Genomic DNA, 19006 nt, shown 5'->3' with positions numbered 1-19006 from the left:
TTATGCCCAAACTCCTCTTTGATATGTACGGCGTGCTCATGCGCCCGGCCACCCCAGAAAGCCATGCGGACTTGGAGCGCCTCCTCGCGCCGCCAGATGCAGAGGCGATGTGGGAGGCCTACGGGTTTTATCGGCCAGACTACGATGCCGGCATCTTTAGCGATAGCCACTACTGGAACGAGGTAGCGGCCCGCGCCGGGCTAGGGGAGGTTCCCGTCGCGGAGGCGGTAGCGTGCGAAAACAGCGGCCTACTGGAGGCGGATCCGGAGATGGTGGCGCTGGTCAAGGGCCTTATCGGGGAAGGCTATAGCGTGGGCATCTTGTCCAATATCCCCACCACGCTGGCGGGCCAGGTGCGAAAGAAGCAGCCGTGGCTCGAGGACTGCGCGGCGGTGACGTTTAGCTGCGATATTGGCGTGGCCAAGCCGCACCCAGAAGCCTATCGCGTGGCCGTGGATGCGCTCGCCGCGCAGCCGAAGGATACGCACTTTTTTGATGACCGCATCGACTACGTGGAAGGCGCGAACTACTGCGGGCTCAACGCCCACCTCTTCCGCGGCATCGACTCGGTACGCGAGGTGCTAAGCGTGCTGGAGTGAGCGGCCCAAATCCAGCGGCTGGCGCAGTAGCTGATCGGTGGCCACGGTGCGGGCTACCGCGCGGACAATCTCCTTATGGCCGGGGATCATGCGCAGCTGCAACTCTTCGCCCGCAGAGGCGCGGACGGTGGCGGCGAATTGCTTGGGGGCCTTCGGGTCGTCGGTAAACGCGCCGCCGGCGATAACCACGGTGGCCGGGGAGTGGGCCTTGACCAGTTCCGCGGTGATGGCGCCCAACTGGCGGGCGCGCTCGTCCAAAATGGCGCGGACGGCGGGGTGGGAGTCGGCTACTTGGGCGGCGTCGGCAAGCGAGGCTGCCTCCACGCCCTCATGGCGTATCGCCTCCAGGATGTGCTGGGTGGCCAGCAGGTGCTCGGACGCGCCGTGGCCCAGCAGCTCGGAGTGAGTCGCAGGCACGGGAATAATGGGGCTGACCTCGTCCTCTACGGAGAGGGCGGAGCCGATGGAATCGTCCGCGAAGAGCACCAGGACGCGCTCGCTGGTGCCAATCTCGGCCGCCTGGGTTTCGGAGCCGAGGATGGCCGGGATGACGGAGGAGACCACCACGGGTACGCCGAACTGGAAGCGCAGGCGCTCGGCAATGTCCACGCCGTGCCAATTGAGATTTTCCGCGGTGACCAGGCCGTTATCATCCACGGTGCCGGAGGTGGTCACGCCGAGGGAGACCAAGCGGTGGTTCAGGTTGGTCATCATGCGGTTGATGCCGGCCATGATGTGCTCGAGGAAGTCATCCTCGCTGAGGTTAGCCACCGGGGTGGTCAATTCCTCTTCGCTCAACGTGCGGCCCTTGATGTCATAGAGGCCGATGTAGGTCTGTTTGGTGCCCACGGAAATGCCGCCGAGCGCCCAGTCATTATCGGCCGCCTCAAGCGGCACGGTGGGCCGGCCGCGCCCGCGGGACTGGGTGAGGTCGGTGCGTTCCTGGATGAGGCCCGCGTTGAGTAGGGAAGTAGTAGCGCGCGTGATGGTGGGCTGGGAAAGTCCGGTGGCTTCCACCAGCTCGCTCCGGGTGATGATCGGGTTCAGGCGCACCAAATGAAGGCACTTTGCGGCCGGTGTGCGGGGGCGCGTGAACACTGGGCCAGGTTTGATCATAAAAAGAAGTATAAATATTCCAGACTGCTTTGTCTAATCTCATAAACTCACCATGTACCGAATGGTCTAAAGGTGGTGGTGGGCGCGCAGATATCTATGCTGGAGAGCATGCAGTCAGTAGCGGTTTATTGTGGTTCAGCAACAGGAAACTCGCCGGCCTATACGCAGGCGGCACAGGAATTGGGCGCGGAGCTGGCCCGACGCGGCCTGACTCTGGTTTACGGCGGCGGCAATATCGGCTTGATGCGCGAGGTGGCAGAGGCCTGCCTGGCCGCCGGCGGTACCGTCACCGGCGTGATGCCGCAGTCGCTGGTGGACCTGGAGATTTCCCACCCCGGCCTGACCGCCCTTGAGGTGGTCGGCTCCATGGCTGAGCGCAAGACCCGCATGGAGCAGCTTGCTGATGCCTATATTTGCCTCCCCGGCGGCGTCGGCACCCTCGAAGAGCTCACCGAGGTGCTCACCTTGCAGCAGCTGGGCCACATCCGCGGCCCGGTAGGCCTTGTTAATACGGAGGACTTTTGGCGCCCGTTCTATGCCATGTACGCCGCCATGGCCGAGTCCGGCTTCATCCTGCCGCGTTTTGTCGACGCCTTGGTGATGGAGGAGAAACCGCAGGATATCCTGGATAAATTCAGCGGCTGGAGCTACCCCGGAACAAAGTGGGACAACGATTAGTTAACAAGTTCGCAACTTCAGCCCGCCCGGGTGGCCTATAGGCGATACTTAGGGATAGACTTCCTCGTTATGAGTTCTGAGCAGACCGCTAAGCGCCAGCCCTCTCTACTGGACGCTTCGTGCGATAACTTCGTTCACGACCTAGCCGAGCTTTCCCCCACCGATGCCACCGCGTGGGGCATTGACGGCTACGAGGGCGAATTGCAGGATTTCTCCCCCGAGTACTTCACCGCCATCGCAGACCGCACCCGCGAAATGGTCGCGGACCTGGATGCCCTGGATGACACCACCGATGAGTCCGATGATGAGGATGACTTTGATGACGTGGACTATGTCACCGCGGCCGTCCTGCGCGATCGCCTCTGCCTTGACCTCGATCTGCACCACCACAGCGAGGATGTACGCTGCCTGAATAACATCGCCTCCCCGGTGCAGACCATCCGCGATACCCTGCTGCTCATGCCGCAGGATACGGACGAGGACCGCGATGCCATCCGCTCCCGCCTGTCCAAGGTGAAGACCTCCCTGGCCGGATACCGCAGCTCCTTGGAGGAGGCGGCCTCCCACGGCATGGTGGCACCGCACCGCCAGATCTCTGAGGTCATTGTGCAGTGCGAGCGGCTTGCCGACGCCGACTCGATGCTCGAGTCCCTCGGCCTCGACGCCGACTCCGCCGAGGTGCAGCAGGCCAAGGAGGCCTTTGGCGAGTTCTCCGATTGGCTCTCCAATGAACTGCAGCCCCAGGCGCCCACCAAGGACGCCGTGGGCCGCGAGCGCTACGAGCGTTTTTCCAAGCTCTTTGTGGGCGATGCCGTCGACCTCGACGAGGCCTATGAGTGGGGCCTGGACCAGGTGCGTAGCCTGCGCGCGGAGCAGGAAAAGATCGCCCACGAGCTCTACGGCTCTGAGTGCTCGGTGCGCTCGGCGATGCGCAAGCTCAACCACGAGGACCGCTACACCCTGCGCGGCACCGATGCGCTGGTGGAGTGGATGCAGTCCACCGCCGATGGCGTCATTGCCGAGCTCAACGGCAAGGAATTCGATATTCCGGAGGAAGTAGAAGAGATCGAGTGCTGCATCGATCCAGCCGGCACCGGCGGCATCTTCTATACTCCGCCGAGCGATGACTTCTCCCGCCCGGGCCGCATGTGGTGGTCCGTGCCAGAGGGCCAGGACACCTTCCACACCTGGCAGGAGCTGACCACCGTCCACCACGAGGGCGTGCCAGGCCACCACCTGCAGCTCGGCTCCGCGCTGGTGCAAGAAGATCTCAATCTGTGGCGCCGCGCGGTGACGTGGAACTCTGGTCATGGCGAGGGTTGGGCGCTCTACGCCGAACAGCTCATGGCCGAGCTGGGCTACATGGACGATCCGGGCTTCCGCATGGGCATGTTGGATGCGCAGCGCCTGCGCGCCGCCCGCGTGGTCGTGGACATCGGATTGCACTTGGGCAAGCAGTTGCCGGATTGCTCGACGTCCGGCGTGTGGGACAAGGCGCACGTGAAGACCTTCATGCGTGAGAACACCGCTATGGATGATGCGAACCTCAACTTTGAGGTCAATCGCTACCTCGGCTGGCCGGGCCAGGCGCCGTCCTATGCATTGGGGCAGCGCCTGTGGCAGGAGACCCGCGCCGCGGCCGAGAAGCAGGGCATGAGCGCGCGCGAGTTCCACTCCGAGGCCCTCGCCCTTGGCTCCGTGCCGATGTCCGTCCTGCGCGAGGCCGTCTTGGACAACTAGCGGCGCAGCAGCCGCTGGGCCAGCCGCAGCAGCTGTGGCAAATAACCAGCGACGACGAGCACCCCGATGAGACGGGTGAGCTGTACCGCGATGACCGCTGGGCCCGCCCCGCCCTCCGCTGAGAGAGCGAGCACCGTTTCCAGCGCGCCGGGGCTGGTGGCCAGGTAGGCCTCAAAGTAGGTGATGTGCAGCCACATGGTCAGCGGCCAGGCGGTGGCCGCGCAGATGCCGATGATGACCACGATGAAAAGAACCGTGGCAGGCAATTGCTTGGCAAAGGCCTTGAGCGCGGGCAGCGAAAGCCCGCCACCGCAGACCCAGCCGATGGACAAAAACGCCATCACTTTAAAGGCGTAGAGCGGCTCGAGCGTGTGACCCTCCGGCAACACGAAAGAGGCTAGAACCGTCAGCAGTAAGGGGCCGAGCACCGCGGCGGCGGGGAGATGGAGGAACTTGCCTACCTTTTCTCCTATGCAAGCAATGACAACCACTAGGGCAACTATCCACCACGTGGTTTCCCCGTCGACTGAAAGATCTGCCCCCTCGCCGGCGGGCGTGTCCAATAAGACGACCACGGCGGGTAGCGATACCGAGACTACTAAGAGGCGCAGGTATTGGGCGAGGGCGACGTAGCGGAAGTCGGCACCGAGTTCGTCGGCAAGCGCGGGCATCAGCGAGGCACCACCGGGCAACATGGACAAAATTCCTGTCTCTGAGGACACATCGCGCGGCTGCGCGCGGTGTAAGAGTTGGCCGCCGATAACGCCTACCATCAGTGTGACAAAGGACATCGTCAGGGCGGCAGGCAGGAAGCCAAGCAATTGGCCCACCGGCACCACGGTCAGCGGGATCGCAGCCATTATGCCGATAAATCCACGCGACATGCTATAAAAACTGCGGTTCACGCGCAGATCTTCCCCAGTAAAAAGCGCCATGGCGCCGGAGGAGAGGATCGCTGCCAAGATCCAAGCCGCAGGTACGTGCCACATGCTAAAAAGCCAGCCCAGTACGACCGATGCCGGAACAACAATGGCCCACCGTGCCACGGTATGGGCACTAAGCCCGGTGCCTTCCTGCTGTGCGGCCATGCGAGCCTCCTAGTTCTGCTGCGACAAAAGTATAGTGCCTCTTTCTGCTCTACTACGGAGAGGGCGGTAGACGGGTTATCACCTTACATCATTCAAGATTTATGATCGGGGGCATGGAAATCGATGTGGTGCAGTGGATAATTCTCTTCTTTGGTACCGCGGCCGCGGGGTGGGTCGATGCGGTCATTGGTGGTGGCGGATTGATCCTGATCCCGATGCTGCTGGCGGTCCTGCCGGGCCTTGCTCCGGCCGCCGCTTTGGGCACTAGCAAGCTCGCCGCGGTAACCGGCACCGGCTCGGCAGCTGTGACCCTTGCGCGCAAGGTGAAGCTGGACAAGGCAGAAATGGCGCGCTTCATCCTTATCGCGCTGGTCTGCTCCGGGTTGGGGGCCAGCGTGGCCTCGAGCCTCGATAAAGACATCATGCGCCCCATCATCATCGTGCTCATGGTGGCCGTGGGCGTCTTCGTTGCCTTCAAGCCAGATTTTGGCAGTAGCGACTCGGCCGGTACCCGTGGTGGTTGGCGGACCGTCGTGGTCTTGGTGCTCTCCGGCATCATTTCCTTTTATGATGGCATCTTCGGTCCGGGTACCGGAATGTTTTTGATCATGGCCTTCACCTCTATTTTTGCGCAGAATTTCTTGACCTCTGCGGCCATGGCCAAGGTAGTCAATACCGCTACCAACTTAGGTGCGCTTATCGTATTTATTATTGGCGGGCACGTGTGGTGGACGCTCGGCATTGTGCTCGGCGTAGCCAATATCGCCGGCGCACTTCTCGGCGCTCGTACCGTACTTGGTGGCGGTGCCAAATTCATCCGCTACGCCTTGCTTACCCTGGTCGTGGTCATGAGCTGCTACCTGGGCTGGCAGCAGTGGGGTTAGCTACATCCGGTTTTTAGTGCGCGCGGTAGCAACGGCATTCCACGGATCCTCGGGCCATGGGTGCTTGGGGTAGCGCCCGCGCATATCGGCGCGCACACCGGCATAAGGGCCGGACCAGAAGCTGGCAAGATCATCGGTTACCGCGAGCGGGCGGCCGGCGGGGGAGAGCAGGTGGAATTGCACACGGTGGCCGCAGTATTCGGGGGATTCGGCCAAGCCGAAGCATTCCTGCAGCTTGATGTGGACCACGGGGCGATCGCCGGACCAATCGATGGCGGCATCACGGCCGGAGGGAACCGGAAGGCGCTCGGGAGCGAGATCGTCCAGATGGGTGGCTTCCGGCCAGGGCAGAAGGCGTTGCAGCGCGGGGTACATGTCGAGCTTGGCAGCGGGAGTGCCCTCCGCAATGCGGTGGAGCTCGGGCCCGAGCCACTCGGCGGGATCCGCGGAATCGACATCGGGCCACGGCTTGCCATAGTGGGCGTGCAGGTGGCGCAAACGGTCTTTTAAGTTTTGGGCTTTCTCGCTGAAGGTGAAAAGCCCCAACCCTTCCTCGCGGATGCCGGCGGCAAGGGCTTCCTCGGCCGCGGGGCCGGTGACCTTGACTGGGGTTTCAGAGAGCGTGATGGCGCCCGCAGCCTTGACCTTGACGCCGCGCACGCGACCATCGCGCAGGAAGGCGCGGGTCTCCTCGGTGACGCCGATGGTCTCGAGGGCTGCGGTTTCCTCGATGCGCGCGGCCGAGCGGATGATGGCATTGCCCGCGTTGGACAGGGATACCTCCGCGATGGCGAGCCACGGGGCGCCGGCCAGGCCCGAGTTGTCCAGCAGCCGTGCGCGGGTGCCGCTGGCCAGCAGGTAATCCTCGCCCACGCGCTTGGCAACCTGCTCGGGAAAGGCGGTGGCGACGACCTCGCCGGGATCGGCGGGGCCGAAATCGTCGACGAGGCGGGCGAGCCGCTTGACCTCTTTTTGAGGTGGGCGGTGACGGGTGAGGTTGGGGGTTAAGGGGGCGTCGGCAAGCGAGGCAATAATGGGCGCGGCCTGACTGCCGTGCCGGAGCAAGGAGGCGCCGAGGCGCGGATCGGTGGGCAGGAGGGCGAGCTCCTGCGTGGCACCAATGCGCTCAAGGGTGGCGTGCGCGGCCGCAAGGGCCGGGGCTGGCGGCGGATCGAGCAACGGGAAGTCCGGGCCTGCGCCCCAGCAGTCCAGAAATAGCGCGGCCTGGGTCAGATCCGCGGACAAGATCTCCGGGGTGGTATGCGGAGAAAAGTGCTGGTAATCATCCTGCGAGTAGCAGCGAATGACGGTGCCAGGCGCCTCACGGCCGGCACGACCAGCGCGCTGATCGGCACTCGACTTCGAGGTAGACACCGTCACCAGCCCGGACATGCCACGCTGCGCATCGCGCCGGGGAACGCGGGAGAGCCCGGCATCCACCACTACGCGCACGCCCGGCACGGTAAGCGAGGACTCCGCGATGGAGGTAGCCACGACGATGCGCCGCTCCTCGGTATACAGCGCGGCGTCTTGCTCCGCGGTGGTTTGCTTGCCGTGCAGCGGGAAAACATTATGGCCGTCCAGCGCCTCGCACACGAGGTTCACCTCGCGCACGCCGGGCACAAAGACCAGCGTTGATTCGTGCTGGCGGGCTGCTTGCTTGGCGACGTCCCCGTAAAACTCCCTCGCCCCCGCCGCCCTGCCCGGCATGGGGGCGTAGTGGATATCGAGCGGGTGGGTGACTGCCTCGGTGACGTGGACGGGGGCGTCCATGAGCTGGGAAAAGCGCTGCGCATCCACGGTGGCGGACATGGCGATGACGCGGAAGTCCTCGCGTAGCTCGGCTAGTTCCAGGCACATGCCCAGCACCAGATCCGTATCAAGCTGGCGCTCGTGGACCTCGTCGATGGCAACGGCGGCTACGCCCTCGAGCTCCGGATCCTTCAGCAGGCGGCGCAGCAGCACACCGGGCGTGACGAACTCGACCTCGCTGCCCTTGCGGGACTCGCCGCGGATGGCAAAGCCAACCTTGTCCGGGGTGCCGCTGAGGGTACTCAAGCGCTGCGCGGCCGCACGCACGGCCACACGGCGCGGGGCGGTGACGATGACCTTGCCGCGCCCGGCGGCATGATTGGCTAGCGCCGGTGGCACGAGCGTGGTTTTACCCGTACCGGGCGGGGCCTGAATAACTACGTTTCCGGTGCTCGGCAGCGATTCGATGGTCTCGGCTACGGGCAAGCCCGCGCCGATTCTGGCGAGATCAAACATCTAGTTGGCGGCTCCAAAACCTTCCACGGGACCGTTGAGATCCTGGCGCTCCCAGGCGTCCTCGTTATTCTCCAGCTGGCGCACCACGCGGCCGGGAGTGCCGAGAACCAGCGAATTATCCGGAATATCGGTGGTAATAAGCGTGCCTGCGCCGACGACGCAGTTCTTTCCAATGCTGATCCCCGGCAGCACGGTGACATTGGCGCCGAACCAGGTGTTGTCCCCGATGGTGATGGGCTTGGCAATCTCCCACCCACCGGCGCGCATCTCATGATCATTGACCGGATGCCCCACCGTAATCAAGGAGCAATTGGGGCCCATCATGACGCCATCGCCGAGTGTCACCTTGGCCTGCGCCAAGATGGTGGCACCGAAATTAATGAAGACGCGCTCCCCGCACACCAGATTGCATCCATATTCCAGGTTCAGCGGAACGTGCAGGCCCGGCACCGCGGATTCCTCCGGCAGAATCTCGCGCAGGATGCCCTTCGCGCGCTCCGGGTCCGTATTCTGCAGCTCATTGAGCTGCTTGACCATGCGAAAACCGCGCTGATGCTCTTTCTTCGCCTCCGGCATGCTCGGCAGGAACCACTCCCCGCCGGTCATCCGCTCCCATGAGCCGTAACGCTCCAAGTCCTGCCGCCTCTGTGCATCCATGGGTGTCATTGTAGAGGGCGAGTGGTGCTTAATAGGCACCTGCGAAATTCACTTAGGTTTCCGTAAATCACAAACCCCACAGGCCGCTTTTGCTAGTTCGATAAAAATCGTAGCCAACATTGGCAAAGCGGTTGCTAATTCTCAGAGTTAAGGTTGAGTGCTAGTAGAAGGCGCAAACACAACGAGTGAACATATGGAAACAGATTTGGGGTTACCCGCAAGTCGTGGACCCGTTGTTAAGCTGCTTAGGGGTTAAGCAGCGGCTTTCTTATTACCGTTTTGATTAGCGAGCTGGGCTTCGAAATTGACGGGGCTTACCATCCCGATGGACGAGTGGCGACGGCGCCGGTTGTAGACGATCTCAATCCAGCGAGCCACCGTCTTCCGGGCTTCGTTGCGGGTTTGTCATTTCTTCCGATCGTAAAATTCGGTCTTTACTGTCGACCAGAACGACTCGGCCATCGCATTGTCAAAGCAGACACCAGTACGGCCGACCGATTGTGCAATCCCTAGTTCTTGTCAGACCTGCCGCAGCTGTTCGCTGGTGAACTGGGTACCACGATCGGCGTGGAAGACCACGCCGTCGGGTACTTCACCACGCAGGGTGTAAGCCATGCGCAGTGCACGTTCAACCAGGTAAGAATCCTGCACGCTATCCATGGACCAGCCTAGGACTCGGCGGGAGTGTCCATCGCGGATAACGCATTGGTACAGCTAGCCCTCATTCGTGCGCAGATGGGTAAAATCCGACATCCACACTCGATTAAGCTGCCCTTGATCAAATAGGCGTTTTACCAGGTCTACAAGCGTGAACTTCTGCTTGGATTGAATTGTCGTTACGGGAACAAACGCCCTGTGTGAGATACCCTCAATACTCATCATCCGCATGCGTTTGGCCACGGTTTAGCGATTGACATAGACCCCATCCTCAGAGAGTTCTGCACTAATCCGTGGGGCACCGTAGACTTCGTCAGAATCTTCCCAGATATCAAGAATTTTCCTGTCTAACTGGTCGAGGAATCTCTGACGCTGATTTTCACCACGATGTCGTACTGCTTGAGCCTTTTGCCATTTATAGTAGCCAGAATGGGAAACCTCTAATAACCTGCTCATTCGTTTTATGCTGTAGTTCGCCTTCTCCTGGTGTAGTAGCTCAAATTTTTCCGATCGCGTTGCCTCAAAGCGACGAAGGCGGTGGCTTTTGACAAGAACTCATTACCCATCTTGGCCTCAGCTAACTCACGACGCAGGCGAGCGTTTTCGGCTCGTATATCGGCATCACTGCGGCCATCTACCGAGCCTTGGCGTTCCCGCTCGAGTGTGACCCACCTGCCTAAAATTGTGGCTGATACGTTAATTTCCTTAGCCGCATGAGCGATTGGGTGCCCGGACTCAATGACCAGTCTGGCGGCCTCCTGCCGGTACTCCGGGGTGTACTTCTTCCCTGACGAACTCACAATGAACACCCGCTCCTACAGGCACAAGATCCGTACTAATAGGGTGTCCACTAAACGAGGGTAACCTCACCAGTGCCCGAGGTTGTGGGGCCCTCCTCGCCTTCCTGCTTGCGGAAGTTCTTCCACCACCAGCGGATCAGCAGCAGCACGATGATCGCCGCGGCAGCGAGGATGGCCCACATCCACCACTGCCAGGTGGTGCCCTGCCCGTCGAAGACGGACTCTTCCTGCGGGTCCATCGGCACGCGCTCGGCGGTGATGATCAGTCGGTGGGTGTTGATGCCATAGGGGGTGCAGGTGATGAGCGTGACCAGGTCCTTATTCGGCGTGCGACGCAGCAGGCTGGTCTTATCCGGGGTGACGACCTCGATGTCTCGGACCTCGTACTTCAGCTTCTCGCCCGCCGCGGCGACGTAGACCGGGTCGCCCTTCTCGATCTGGTCGAGGTTGTCCCACAGGGTGGCGTTCTGCAGTCCGGTATGGGCAGAAAGCGCGGAGAGTCGGCCCTCTGGTGGGGCGGGCAGGATAGCGCCATCTTCGCCGAGCTCGCCGGGTGCGCCGACAGGCAGGTCCGTGCCGTAAAGGTGGCCGACCCCGCGGGCCAGCACGCGGTCGGAGGTGCCGTGGAAGATTGGCAGATCGGACTTGATGGAGGGCAGCACAATGCGGCCCATGGCCTCGGTCTCGTTCAGGACGGAGAGGTAATTCAGGTAGCGCTGATACGCCGGGGAGCTCTCGTCGTCGGAGCTGGTCCACGCATCGCTGGGGTCGATGTCCCCGAGGCTAGCGTTGTATTGCTGTGCCTCCTCCCGGGCCTTGTTGAGGACTTCTGGGGGTACGCCCTTTTCTAGCTGCGAGTAGGCCTCGGCGGCGCGGGACTGCTGGTAGTTATTCCACTGGGTGGCGAGCACCGGGTATAGCAGTACGCCCAGGCCGGCGAGGATGAGGGCGACGGCAATGATTGCGTTGGCGTTCAGTTTCTTATCTCGGCGGTGCGGGGTCGCGTCCGTCGTGTTCGGCGTTGGGGGTTGGTCTGTCATAGGCCTTAACTTCTACTGAGGGGTTGGGGCTCGCTCCGGTGGAACGTGGACAGTTGGAGTCTATTCTTCGCTGCGAGGTTACAAAAAGGCGCAATTTTTGCTGTGAGATGCTTATCACTTATCACCCTAATGTGGGGGGGCTATTACTGGTGCGCATAGAGCGAAAAACTGTTCAACAGTCCAGTTCAGGGACGATTTTGAGTGGCTCCAGCCGGGTTTGTGTTGGGGGCAATAACGCATGTCTCAATCGTTTTAGCTGTAGGGGGTGCCGAATATGTGCCATTGGCTATAAGCTAATTATGTGCGATTCACTAGGTGGGGATCGCGGGACTGAAGCCCGAGAATTGGTGGCATCACAACAAAAGTGATCTGTCAACAAAGGGGTTTTGGCGCGTGTGACCACCAGCGAATTTTAAGGTGTCGTGACCGAAAGGGCGGCAAGCTTAAAATCAGCTAACCGGAGTGGGTCGCTGAACGTCGAGGGGTGCTACGCGCTCCAGTCACTACTGATGTAAAGGAATTCACTCCAGTGAAGAAGAACTCTCTGACCATTCGTTCGGTCACTTTCGCCGCCATCGCTGGTCTCTCTTTGGGTATCGCTGCCCCGGGCTCGATCGCTGTTGCTCAGGAAGGTCAGGACCCGACCGTCAACCAGACTGCAGGCGACTCCCCGCTGGTGAATAAGAACGCCAAGGGTGCACTGACCATCCACAAGTTCGGCAACCCGATCAATGAAGGCACCCCGTCGGGCACTCTTGAAGATGCGAAGGACGTCGAGCGCAACGGTGGCGAGCCTCTGGAAGGTGTCGGCTTCACCGTATACAAGATCAACACGACTGCGGATGGCGCTACCGACATCGATGTCACCACGAATGAGGGGCTCGTCGCTGCCTCCAAGCTCAAGGCTGCAGACTTCTCCCAGGGAGCACAGCTGAAGGACGGCCTCCCGGCTGGAGCCCTCACCAAGGTCGATACCGGTACGACCGGTGCAAACGGCACCTGGGAGGTAAGCAAGGAGCTGGAGCTCGGTGCCTACCTCGTCGTGGAGACCACCCCGAAGGAGGGCTACGACCCGGCTGTCCCGTTCATTGCATTCGTCCCGATGACCGCGGATAACGGTGCGGATAACCAGGGCACTAGCTGGAACTACGACGTCCACGCGTTCCCGAAGAACTACAAGGACGAAGAACCGACCAAGACCGTCAAGGACAAGGACCAGAACGCCGGCGACGAGAACCTCATCTACACCGTCACTGGTACTGCTCGCCAGCTGAAGCCGAACACGGAGCGCACCCAGTTCCGTATCACTGACCAGATTGACCCGAAGCTGGAGATCACTGGCGTTAACGTGACGGCCGCGGGCAAGGAGATCCAGCCCGAGCAGGATGTAGACGGAAAGTTCTACGAGGGTAACAACGTCGACGTCGCCCTGAAGCCTGAAGTAGCTAAGACGCTGGAGGCGGGCGACAAGGTCGAGGTAACGATCACCACCAAGCTGAAGGCTGAGTTCGCGAAGGACACCGACATCGCGCCGAATAAGGCTCGGGTGTTCCAGAACAACCCGGACGGCTCGGAGTCTGACAAGCCTAAGGAGACCCCGGAGGTCAAGACCTACTGGGGTGGCCTGCAGTTCAAGAAGGTCGATGGCGACCGCAAGGCTCTGGAAGGCGCCGAGTTCCAGATTGCTCGCCAGGCAGCTGGCAAGCAGTGCTCCGAGATCGACACCACCAAGAAGGGTTCCTGGACCCCGGTCAACGGTCAGCAGGGTGGAAAGGTTAAGACCACCTTCGTCTCTGGCCAGGACGGCATGGTGAAGATCACCGGTCTCCACGTCAACGATTTCGAAGACAATGCCGAGGTTGCCGCTGGTGACCAGTCCCACTACTGCCTGATTGAGACCAAGGCTCCGAAGGGCAAGGAGCTGCTGCCGGAGGCACTCGAGTTCAAGCTGGTTGCTACCTCGACTGACCCGGAGCGCGTCTACGAGCTGGCTTCCGTCCAGGTCGGCGCAAACAAGGGCGAGGTCGTTAACTCCGACGACACCACCCCGAACCTGCCGATGACCGGTGGCATGGGTATTGGCATCCTGGCCGCAATTGGTGCCGCCATCGTGGCAGCCGGTGCATGGTTCGCACGCCGCGGCGCTAAGAACTAATAGCCCGCTGAACCGGTAAAACCTTCGCCCAACGGACAACCCCGGGGGCGAAGGTTTCACCCAGGCGAACCCAAGCAGAACCAGCCCCAGGAGCACCCCGTGGATCACACCCTCAGCACAGACGTGGAACCAAAGAAGGAACCACGCCGTGCCAACAGCACCAAGACCAGCCCCGTGCTGGCCGCGGTGCTCGTGATCCTCGGGGTGCTCGTGATGCTGTACCCGGTGACGTCCACCCTGTGGAACAACTACGTCGCCACGAAGGTCGCGCAAGACTACGCGGAACTCGAAAAAAGTACTCCAGAAGAAGTCAAAAACACGCAGTGGGATAACGCCCACAAATACAACGAGAACCGAACCACCGGCCCCATCCTCGACCCCTGGCTCGCCCGCTTCGACGAGAACAACCCGGACTACCAGGAATACCTGGACCAACTCGACGCGAACGACGCGATGGCGCGCCTCATCTTCCCAAAGATCAAGGCCGACCTGCCGATCTTCCACGGAACAGATAGCGACACTTTGCAACGAGGCTTGGGCCACCTGTTCGGCTCCGACCTGCCGGTCGGCGGCAAGGGCACGCACTCGGTGATCACTGGCCACACGGGCCTGGCGAACTCCACCATGTTCGATCACCTCAACAAGGCGGAGAAGGGTGATGCCTTCTACGTCCAGGTCTCCGGCGAGAAGCTGAAGTACGTGGTCGACCAGATCAAGGTCGTGCTGCCCACCGAAACCGAGGACCTCCGCCCCGAGCAGGGCAAGGATTACATCACCCTGATCACCTGCACCCCCTATGGGATCAACACGCACCGCCTGCTGGTGCGCGGCCACCAGGTTCCGCTGGACGAATCGGATCACGAGATCTTCGACAAGAACCACGGTGCTGGGTGGCAGTGGTGGATGTACGCCCTCGTCGCGGCAGCAGCGCTGGTGCTGACCCTGCTGCTGCGGTGGCTGCTGAAGCAAAAGCGGGATCGCGAATCCCAGGAAACGACAGAAACGATGAATGACGAAGGGGCTGGCGCAGATGACTAGCCAAGCACGCGCGGCGCGGACCAGCCGCAGCCTCGTGGCGGCCATCGCCCTCAGCGCTGGCCTGCTCGGCGGCGCACACGGTGCCGTCGGTATCGCCGACGCAGCCAAGGTTGCCGGGCTCAGTGATCAACCCGGGGTGTCCCGCGACTACGGGACCGACACGCTGAGCATCACGCTCTCCCCGGGCAATGGGGACCCGGTCAACCCTGCCACGGGCAAGGTCGCGGGCGTGACCATCAAACTGGAGCGGCTGAAGGGCATCGACCCGGAGAACGCCGCAGACATGGCGAAGGTCCGCAACACCGGTGCAGACAAGATCGCTGACTGGCCGACCGACCGCACGATCAGGGCCGTGACTAACGACGCCGGCCAGGTCCGCTTCCAGGGGCTCGAGAAGGGCATCTACCTGGTCACCTCCCAGGCGCCGGCTGGTGCCGCGGCGGGGGAGTACCGGGAGATCAGCCCCTTCCTCGTGGCGGTGCCGTTCCACACCGTTGCCGATAACCCCCGACCAGTGGAAGGCGTGATCGTGGCGAAGACGAACACCACGGTTCCGCCGACCACCCCACCGACCGAACCTCCGGAGACGCCGCCGTCGACCCCACCGGGGACGCCACCGACAGCACCATCTACCACCCCACCCCCAGGGGACACCCCACCGGGCGAGACCCCGCCACCAGGCGAAACCCCCGTGCCGGGCGATGAGAAAGAACGTGAACAGGGCGACCTGGCGATGACTGGTGTACAGATCATCGGGCTCGTCCTCGCCGCGGTGGCGCTGATGGGCGCCGGGCTGTTGATGCTGTTGATCACGAAGAAGCGAAAGCAAGAAGGGTAGCGACGATGAAAACAAAGTTCATGGGAGTAGCGGCCGCGCTGACCGTTGCGCTTGCGTTGGTTTTTGGCGTCGCTATCCCGGGCGCGCTACCGAGCCTGCCGGCCCCTGTTGCGCAGGCGCAGACCACGGCGATCCCGGTGAGCCCGCAGAAGCGAGACTTCAAAGACCTGGATACCAGAAAGTACAACCCGCCGTTCGAGTTCACGGTTGAGGAAGACGCCACGATCACGAGCCTTGATTTTCAAATTGGTGGTTCTGGCTGGCTGAAGGCATACGAGCTGAAAGTCGGGAACACTACACTTTCCCCGAAAATTTCACCATCGGGCAGTGCACAGCAAGCTCCGTTGACGGTTACCCATGATGGTCTGAATATTGCAGTGAAAAAGGGCGAAATCATTAGAATTTCGCCGTACTTTACTGCGCCTAAAGTATCGGGAACGGTGTCCGTTAGCCCGAAGGGCACTTTGAGCGGCAGTACCCCTCCGCCAACCGAGCCGAACCCGGAGCCGCAGCCTGACCCAGAGCCAACTCCGGAACCGAACCCGGGGGCGTCCGTGACTCCCGCAGCGCCAACTGCAGTTGATCCAGCCACCGCTCCCTCGTGTGTTGAGAAGGGCTACATCAACATTCCAGACACGAAGGGTGTTGACTACTTCATTGGTGGCGAGCGAAAGCCCGCTGGGCAGCACTTCTACGAGGGCCAAAAGGCCACCGTTAAGGTTACGGCGAAGCCGCAGAACGGATACCAGTTCGCTGCCGGTGCGAAGACCGAGTGGTTCTTCGACTTCAGCGGGGAGGTGAAAGACTGTTCAGATTCTTCTGAAGACCCCAAGCCACCGGCGGTCGAAGGGCGTCACTTTGATGCCATCGGCCACGAGTTTGCAGTTAAAGCTGACCCAGTAGATCCGACCAAGCCCAATGCCTTTACGGCTAAGGTGACTGCGGAATCTCACATGAAGTACGCAACCGTGCGTATCGAGACTGACGCGACTTTCTTGGATCCGCAGAAGTACAACCTCACCCTGGATCAGATTGAGCCAGGTGTGACCTTGCAGAAACGCAACGTCAATATTGGCAACGGCTTCATCACCATGGACGTTGTTCCGGTAAAGGATGGTAAACCGGTTGACTCTGCCGTTGTACCGAAGGATGCGGTATTCACCTTCACTAATAATCTCTCGGAGAACAAGAATTTGAAGGTCGGTCTTGATGTGTATGGCGCGAATGAGAGCACACCAAAACCACCAGAGATTATCTCTCAGCCGTATGGAGCTCAGTGGGTTAACGGACGTGTCCCTAACCCGCCGATGCCACAGCGTTGTGGTCTGCGCATTGCTTTGGTGGCCGACCTATCGACATCGCTCCGCTACGCAGATACTAATGGCTTCGAGGCATCCAAAAAGGCTGCGAATGCATTTATTGATTCCCTGCAGGGCACCCCAGCTGAACTCGGAATCTATAATTTCGCAAGTGGCGGTCCGGCTAATCAGGCTGGAACGACACACGGTCAGAACCCACCCTATATTTCAATGCTGTCGGAGCAGGGCGTCCAGCGAGCAAAGGACGTAGTTAAGAACTGGAGTTATAACGCAAATAACAGTGCTACGAACTGGGAAGCGGGCCTGAAGCAGGTCAAGGATCACGACTACGACGTGGTGTACTTCATCACGGATGGTATGCCCACGACCTCCTCGACAATCAAGAGCAAGGGCCTCGGTGGTGAATTCGTTCAGGCTAGTGCTCTCAACGACGCGATTAAGGCAGCCAACGAACTCAAAGCTGCCGGTACCCGTGTTGTGCCAATCATGGTTGATCTGACGCTTGGCGGAAATACGGGTAAAGATTGGGTTGTTGAGCAAGACTATGTTCTCAAGGACATCAAACGCATCGGTCTGAATGCCGAAGTGCCGCAACAACCTGGTGTCTACTACAAAATCGACTCCGGGATTCAAGCCGCGCGAGAAGCAAACTACAACGACAAGGAACGTAAAGGAACTAACGAAAGCGGCGAGCTCATTATGGCGAACCTAGAGAGAGCTGCGAAGCTGGCGCCGAATCGGGCACTGCAGGTGTTTGAGCGGTTGCCTAATGGGAGGTCAGTGACAGTCACTTCGGACATGTCGAGGTGGACTTACGGTGCACGTGGTGTCAAGACCATGGGCGAGGATATCTCGGGCACGGGTCACACGGTGAAGGTGTCTAACTACAGCAACCTTACCGAACAGATGAAGAAAATCGCCCAAGACGTAACCGCACGATGCAATGGTGCGGTGACCGTCAAGAAGCGGATCGTTGACGAAAACGGCAAGGTTCTTGAAGACGGTGTCCCAGGCTGGGAGTTCACCCTGTCTGCCGGTGGCCAGGACATCATCGACCCAGGTAATGGCGAGCTCGTTCGGAGGTCGCTGAAGGCAACGTCCTCGGCCGACAGGGACCTTGGCACTGCCTCCTGGAACATCATGAGCGAACAAGAGCAGCAACTGACTCTGGTAGAGACACAGCAACCGGGTTTCAACCTCTATAAGAGGAATGACAAGAATGCCGTGTGTACCGAAACCCGTGACGGGGTAACGAAACCGGTTGAGGTCACAAATGACGGTGAGTTCGGTTTCAAGGTCAAGATGAGCGAGAAAGATAAGAAGCTGTCTTCGGTTTCCTGCGTAGTTGATAACTACAAGCAGCCGGAAACTCCGCCGGGCAAGCTGACCTTCAAGAAGGCTCAGTACGACGGCGATAAGATCGTGGAGATGTCTGGGCTGGGTGGCGCGACCTTCAAGATCTACCCGTCCAAGGGAGGCCAGCCGGACTACAGCGCTGGAGAGCTCTACACCATCAAGCCCGGGCAGGAGTCTATCGAAGTGAAGACGACCGGTACGTTCTTCCTCGTTGAAACGAAGGCTCCTAAGGGGCTCAACCTGCTGGCCCAGCCGGTCGAGTTTCAGATTTCAGTGGATGAGCAGACTAAGCAATATAAGATTTCTGCGGTCAGCACTAGCAGCGGACAAATCCAAGTGAGTGGCCAAGGCGATAAGATGATCCTGCAGGTGGCGGACACCACTGCCGGTAAGCTCCCGAAGACCGGCGGGTACGGCGTGGCCCTCGTGGGGCTCATTGGTGCCGTGCTCGCAGGCGCGGGCCTCCTGCTCGGCCGCCGTAAGACCGCCTAAGCGGTAAAACCAGGCAGGGGAGTGGCGCGTGCATCGCGCCACCTGACCTAGGTAGTAGGCACATAAAGGAGGGGCGGGCTCAGCACACAACGCTGAGCCCGCCCCTTTTTCCTTGGGCTGCGTGCCACGGGCATGATCTCGATGCCAAGAACCGCTACCCCCGGTGGGCACTAATCGCTGCGTCACGCCAGAAGCAGAGGCAAGCGTTCAGAGGAGATGGACACCGGTTGAGGGCAAGCAAAGAATAAGGTTACCCTCGTTTAGCGGACACCCTATTAGTA

At 60.8% G+C, this 19006-nt stretch carries 13 protein-coding genes and 1 pseudogene; 8 read left to right on the top strand and 6 right to left on the bottom strand.

The genetic code is table 11. From position 1 onward, the window contains the following. Nucleotides 1-2 precede the first annotated feature (2 nt). Nucleotides 3-599: an HAD-IA family hydrolase gene (locus I6J28_RS02430; RefSeq protein WP_204610571.1), complete on the top strand. Its 597-nt coding sequence runs from the start codon at nucleotides 3-5 to the stop codon at nucleotides 597-599. Here the strand turns inward: I6J28_RS02430 and I6J28_RS02425 are convergent. Next, nucleotides 582-1715, bottom strand: a complete 1134-nt coding sequence (locus tag I6J28_RS02425) for an ROK family transcriptional regulator (RefSeq protein ID WP_204610570.1) — start codon at nucleotides 1713-1715, stop codon at nucleotides 582-584. The two genes, I6J28_RS02430 and I6J28_RS02425, sit on opposite strands and share 18 nt — an antisense overlap. 108 nt (nucleotides 1716-1823) lie before the next feature. On the opposite strand from I6J28_RS02425, the gene I6J28_RS02420 reads away from it, so the two are divergent. Next, a complete protein-coding gene (locus I6J28_RS02420; protein WP_239454645.1) occupies nucleotides 1824-2393 on the top strand; it encodes a TIGR00730 family Rossman fold protein in 570 nt (189 codons plus the stop codon). A 69-nt stretch (nucleotides 2394-2462) separates the two neighbouring features. Continuing rightward, nucleotides 2463-4133 (top strand): DUF885 domain-containing protein, encoded by a 1671-nt coding sequence (locus tag I6J28_RS02415; RefSeq protein WP_204610566.1) that lies wholly within the window; start codon nucleotides 2463-2465, stop codon nucleotides 4131-4133. On the opposite strand, the gene I6J28_RS02410 is transcribed toward I6J28_RS02415, so the two are convergent. Further along, nucleotides 4130-5221 (bottom strand): AbrB family transcriptional regulator, encoded by a 1092-nt coding sequence (locus I6J28_RS02410; RefSeq protein ID WP_204610564.1) that lies wholly within the window; start codon nucleotides 5219-5221, stop codon nucleotides 4130-4132. The two genes, I6J28_RS02415 and I6J28_RS02410, sit on opposite strands and share 4 nt — an antisense overlap. 113 nt (nucleotides 5222-5334) lie before the next feature. On the opposite strand from I6J28_RS02410, the gene I6J28_RS02405 reads away from it, so the two are divergent. Continuing rightward, the gene (locus tag I6J28_RS02405) at nucleotides 5335-6105 is read left to right on the top strand and encodes a TSUP family transporter (protein ID WP_204610562.1); all 771 of its coding nucleotides are present in this window, start codon (nucleotides 5335-5337) and stop codon (nucleotides 6103-6105) included. On the opposite strand, the gene I6J28_RS02400 is transcribed toward I6J28_RS02405, so the two are convergent. From I6J28_RS02400 to srtB, 4 genes and pseudogenes are all read right to left on the bottom strand, one after another. Next, the gene (locus I6J28_RS02400; RefSeq protein ID WP_204610560.1) at nucleotides 6106-8373 is read right to left on the bottom strand and encodes an ATP-dependent RNA helicase; all 2268 of its coding nucleotides are present in this window, start codon (nucleotides 8371-8373) and stop codon (nucleotides 6106-6108) included. It lies immediately after the preceding gene. Further along, nucleotides 8374-9039: a sugar O-acetyltransferase gene (locus I6J28_RS02395; RefSeq protein ID WP_204610558.1), complete on the bottom strand. Its 666-nt coding sequence runs from the start codon at nucleotides 9037-9039 to the stop codon at nucleotides 8374-8376. A 243-nt stretch (nucleotides 9040-9282) separates the two neighbouring features. After that, nucleotides 9283-10496 (bottom strand): annotated as a pseudogene (locus tag I6J28_RS02390) (IS3 family transposase). 41 nt (nucleotides 10497-10537) lie between these two features. Continuing rightward, nucleotides 10538-11527 carry a class B sortase SrtB gene (srtB, locus tag I6J28_RS02385; RefSeq protein WP_204610556.1) on the bottom strand — a complete coding sequence of 330 codons (990 nt, stop codon included), beginning with the start codon at nucleotides 11525-11527 and terminating at the stop codon, nucleotides 10538-10540. A gap of 529 nt (nucleotides 11528-12056) precedes the next feature. On the opposite strand from srtB, the gene I6J28_RS02380 reads away from it, so the two are divergent. The 4 genes from I6J28_RS02380 (at nucleotide 12057) to I6J28_RS02365 (ending at nucleotide 18725) form a co-directional block, all read left to right on the top strand. Beyond that, nucleotides 12057-13682: a SpaH/EbpB family LPXTG-anchored major pilin gene (locus tag I6J28_RS02380; protein ID WP_204610554.1), complete on the top strand. Its 1626-nt coding sequence runs from the start codon at nucleotides 12057-12059 to the stop codon at nucleotides 13680-13682. A 99-nt stretch (nucleotides 13683-13781) separates the two neighbouring features. Further along, nucleotides 13782-14720: a class C sortase gene (locus I6J28_RS02375; RefSeq protein ID WP_204610552.1), complete on the top strand. Its 939-nt coding sequence runs from the start codon at nucleotides 13782-13784 to the stop codon at nucleotides 14718-14720. Further along, on the top strand, nucleotides 14713-15558 hold the full coding sequence (locus I6J28_RS02370) for an adhesin (protein WP_204610550.1): 846 nt from the start codon (nucleotides 14713-14715) through the stop codon (nucleotides 15556-15558). Before I6J28_RS02375 ends, I6J28_RS02370 begins: the two co-directional genes overlap by 8 nt. Nucleotides 15559-15563: 5 nt before the next feature. Further along, complete coding sequence (locus I6J28_RS02365) at nucleotides 15564-18725, top strand: SpaA isopeptide-forming pilin-related protein (RefSeq protein ID WP_204610549.1); 3162 nt, start codon at nucleotides 15564-15566, stop codon at nucleotides 18723-18725. Nucleotides 18726-19006 lie beyond the last annotated feature (281 nt).

The sequence above is a fragment of the Corynebacterium tuberculostearicum genome, from assembly GCF_016894265.1.
In the GTDB taxonomy this organism is placed as follows: domain Bacteria; phylum Actinomycetota; class Actinomycetes; order Mycobacteriales; family Mycobacteriaceae; genus Corynebacterium; species Corynebacterium tuberculostearicum_D.
This window is presented reverse-complemented; position numbering and strand designations above follow the sequence as displayed.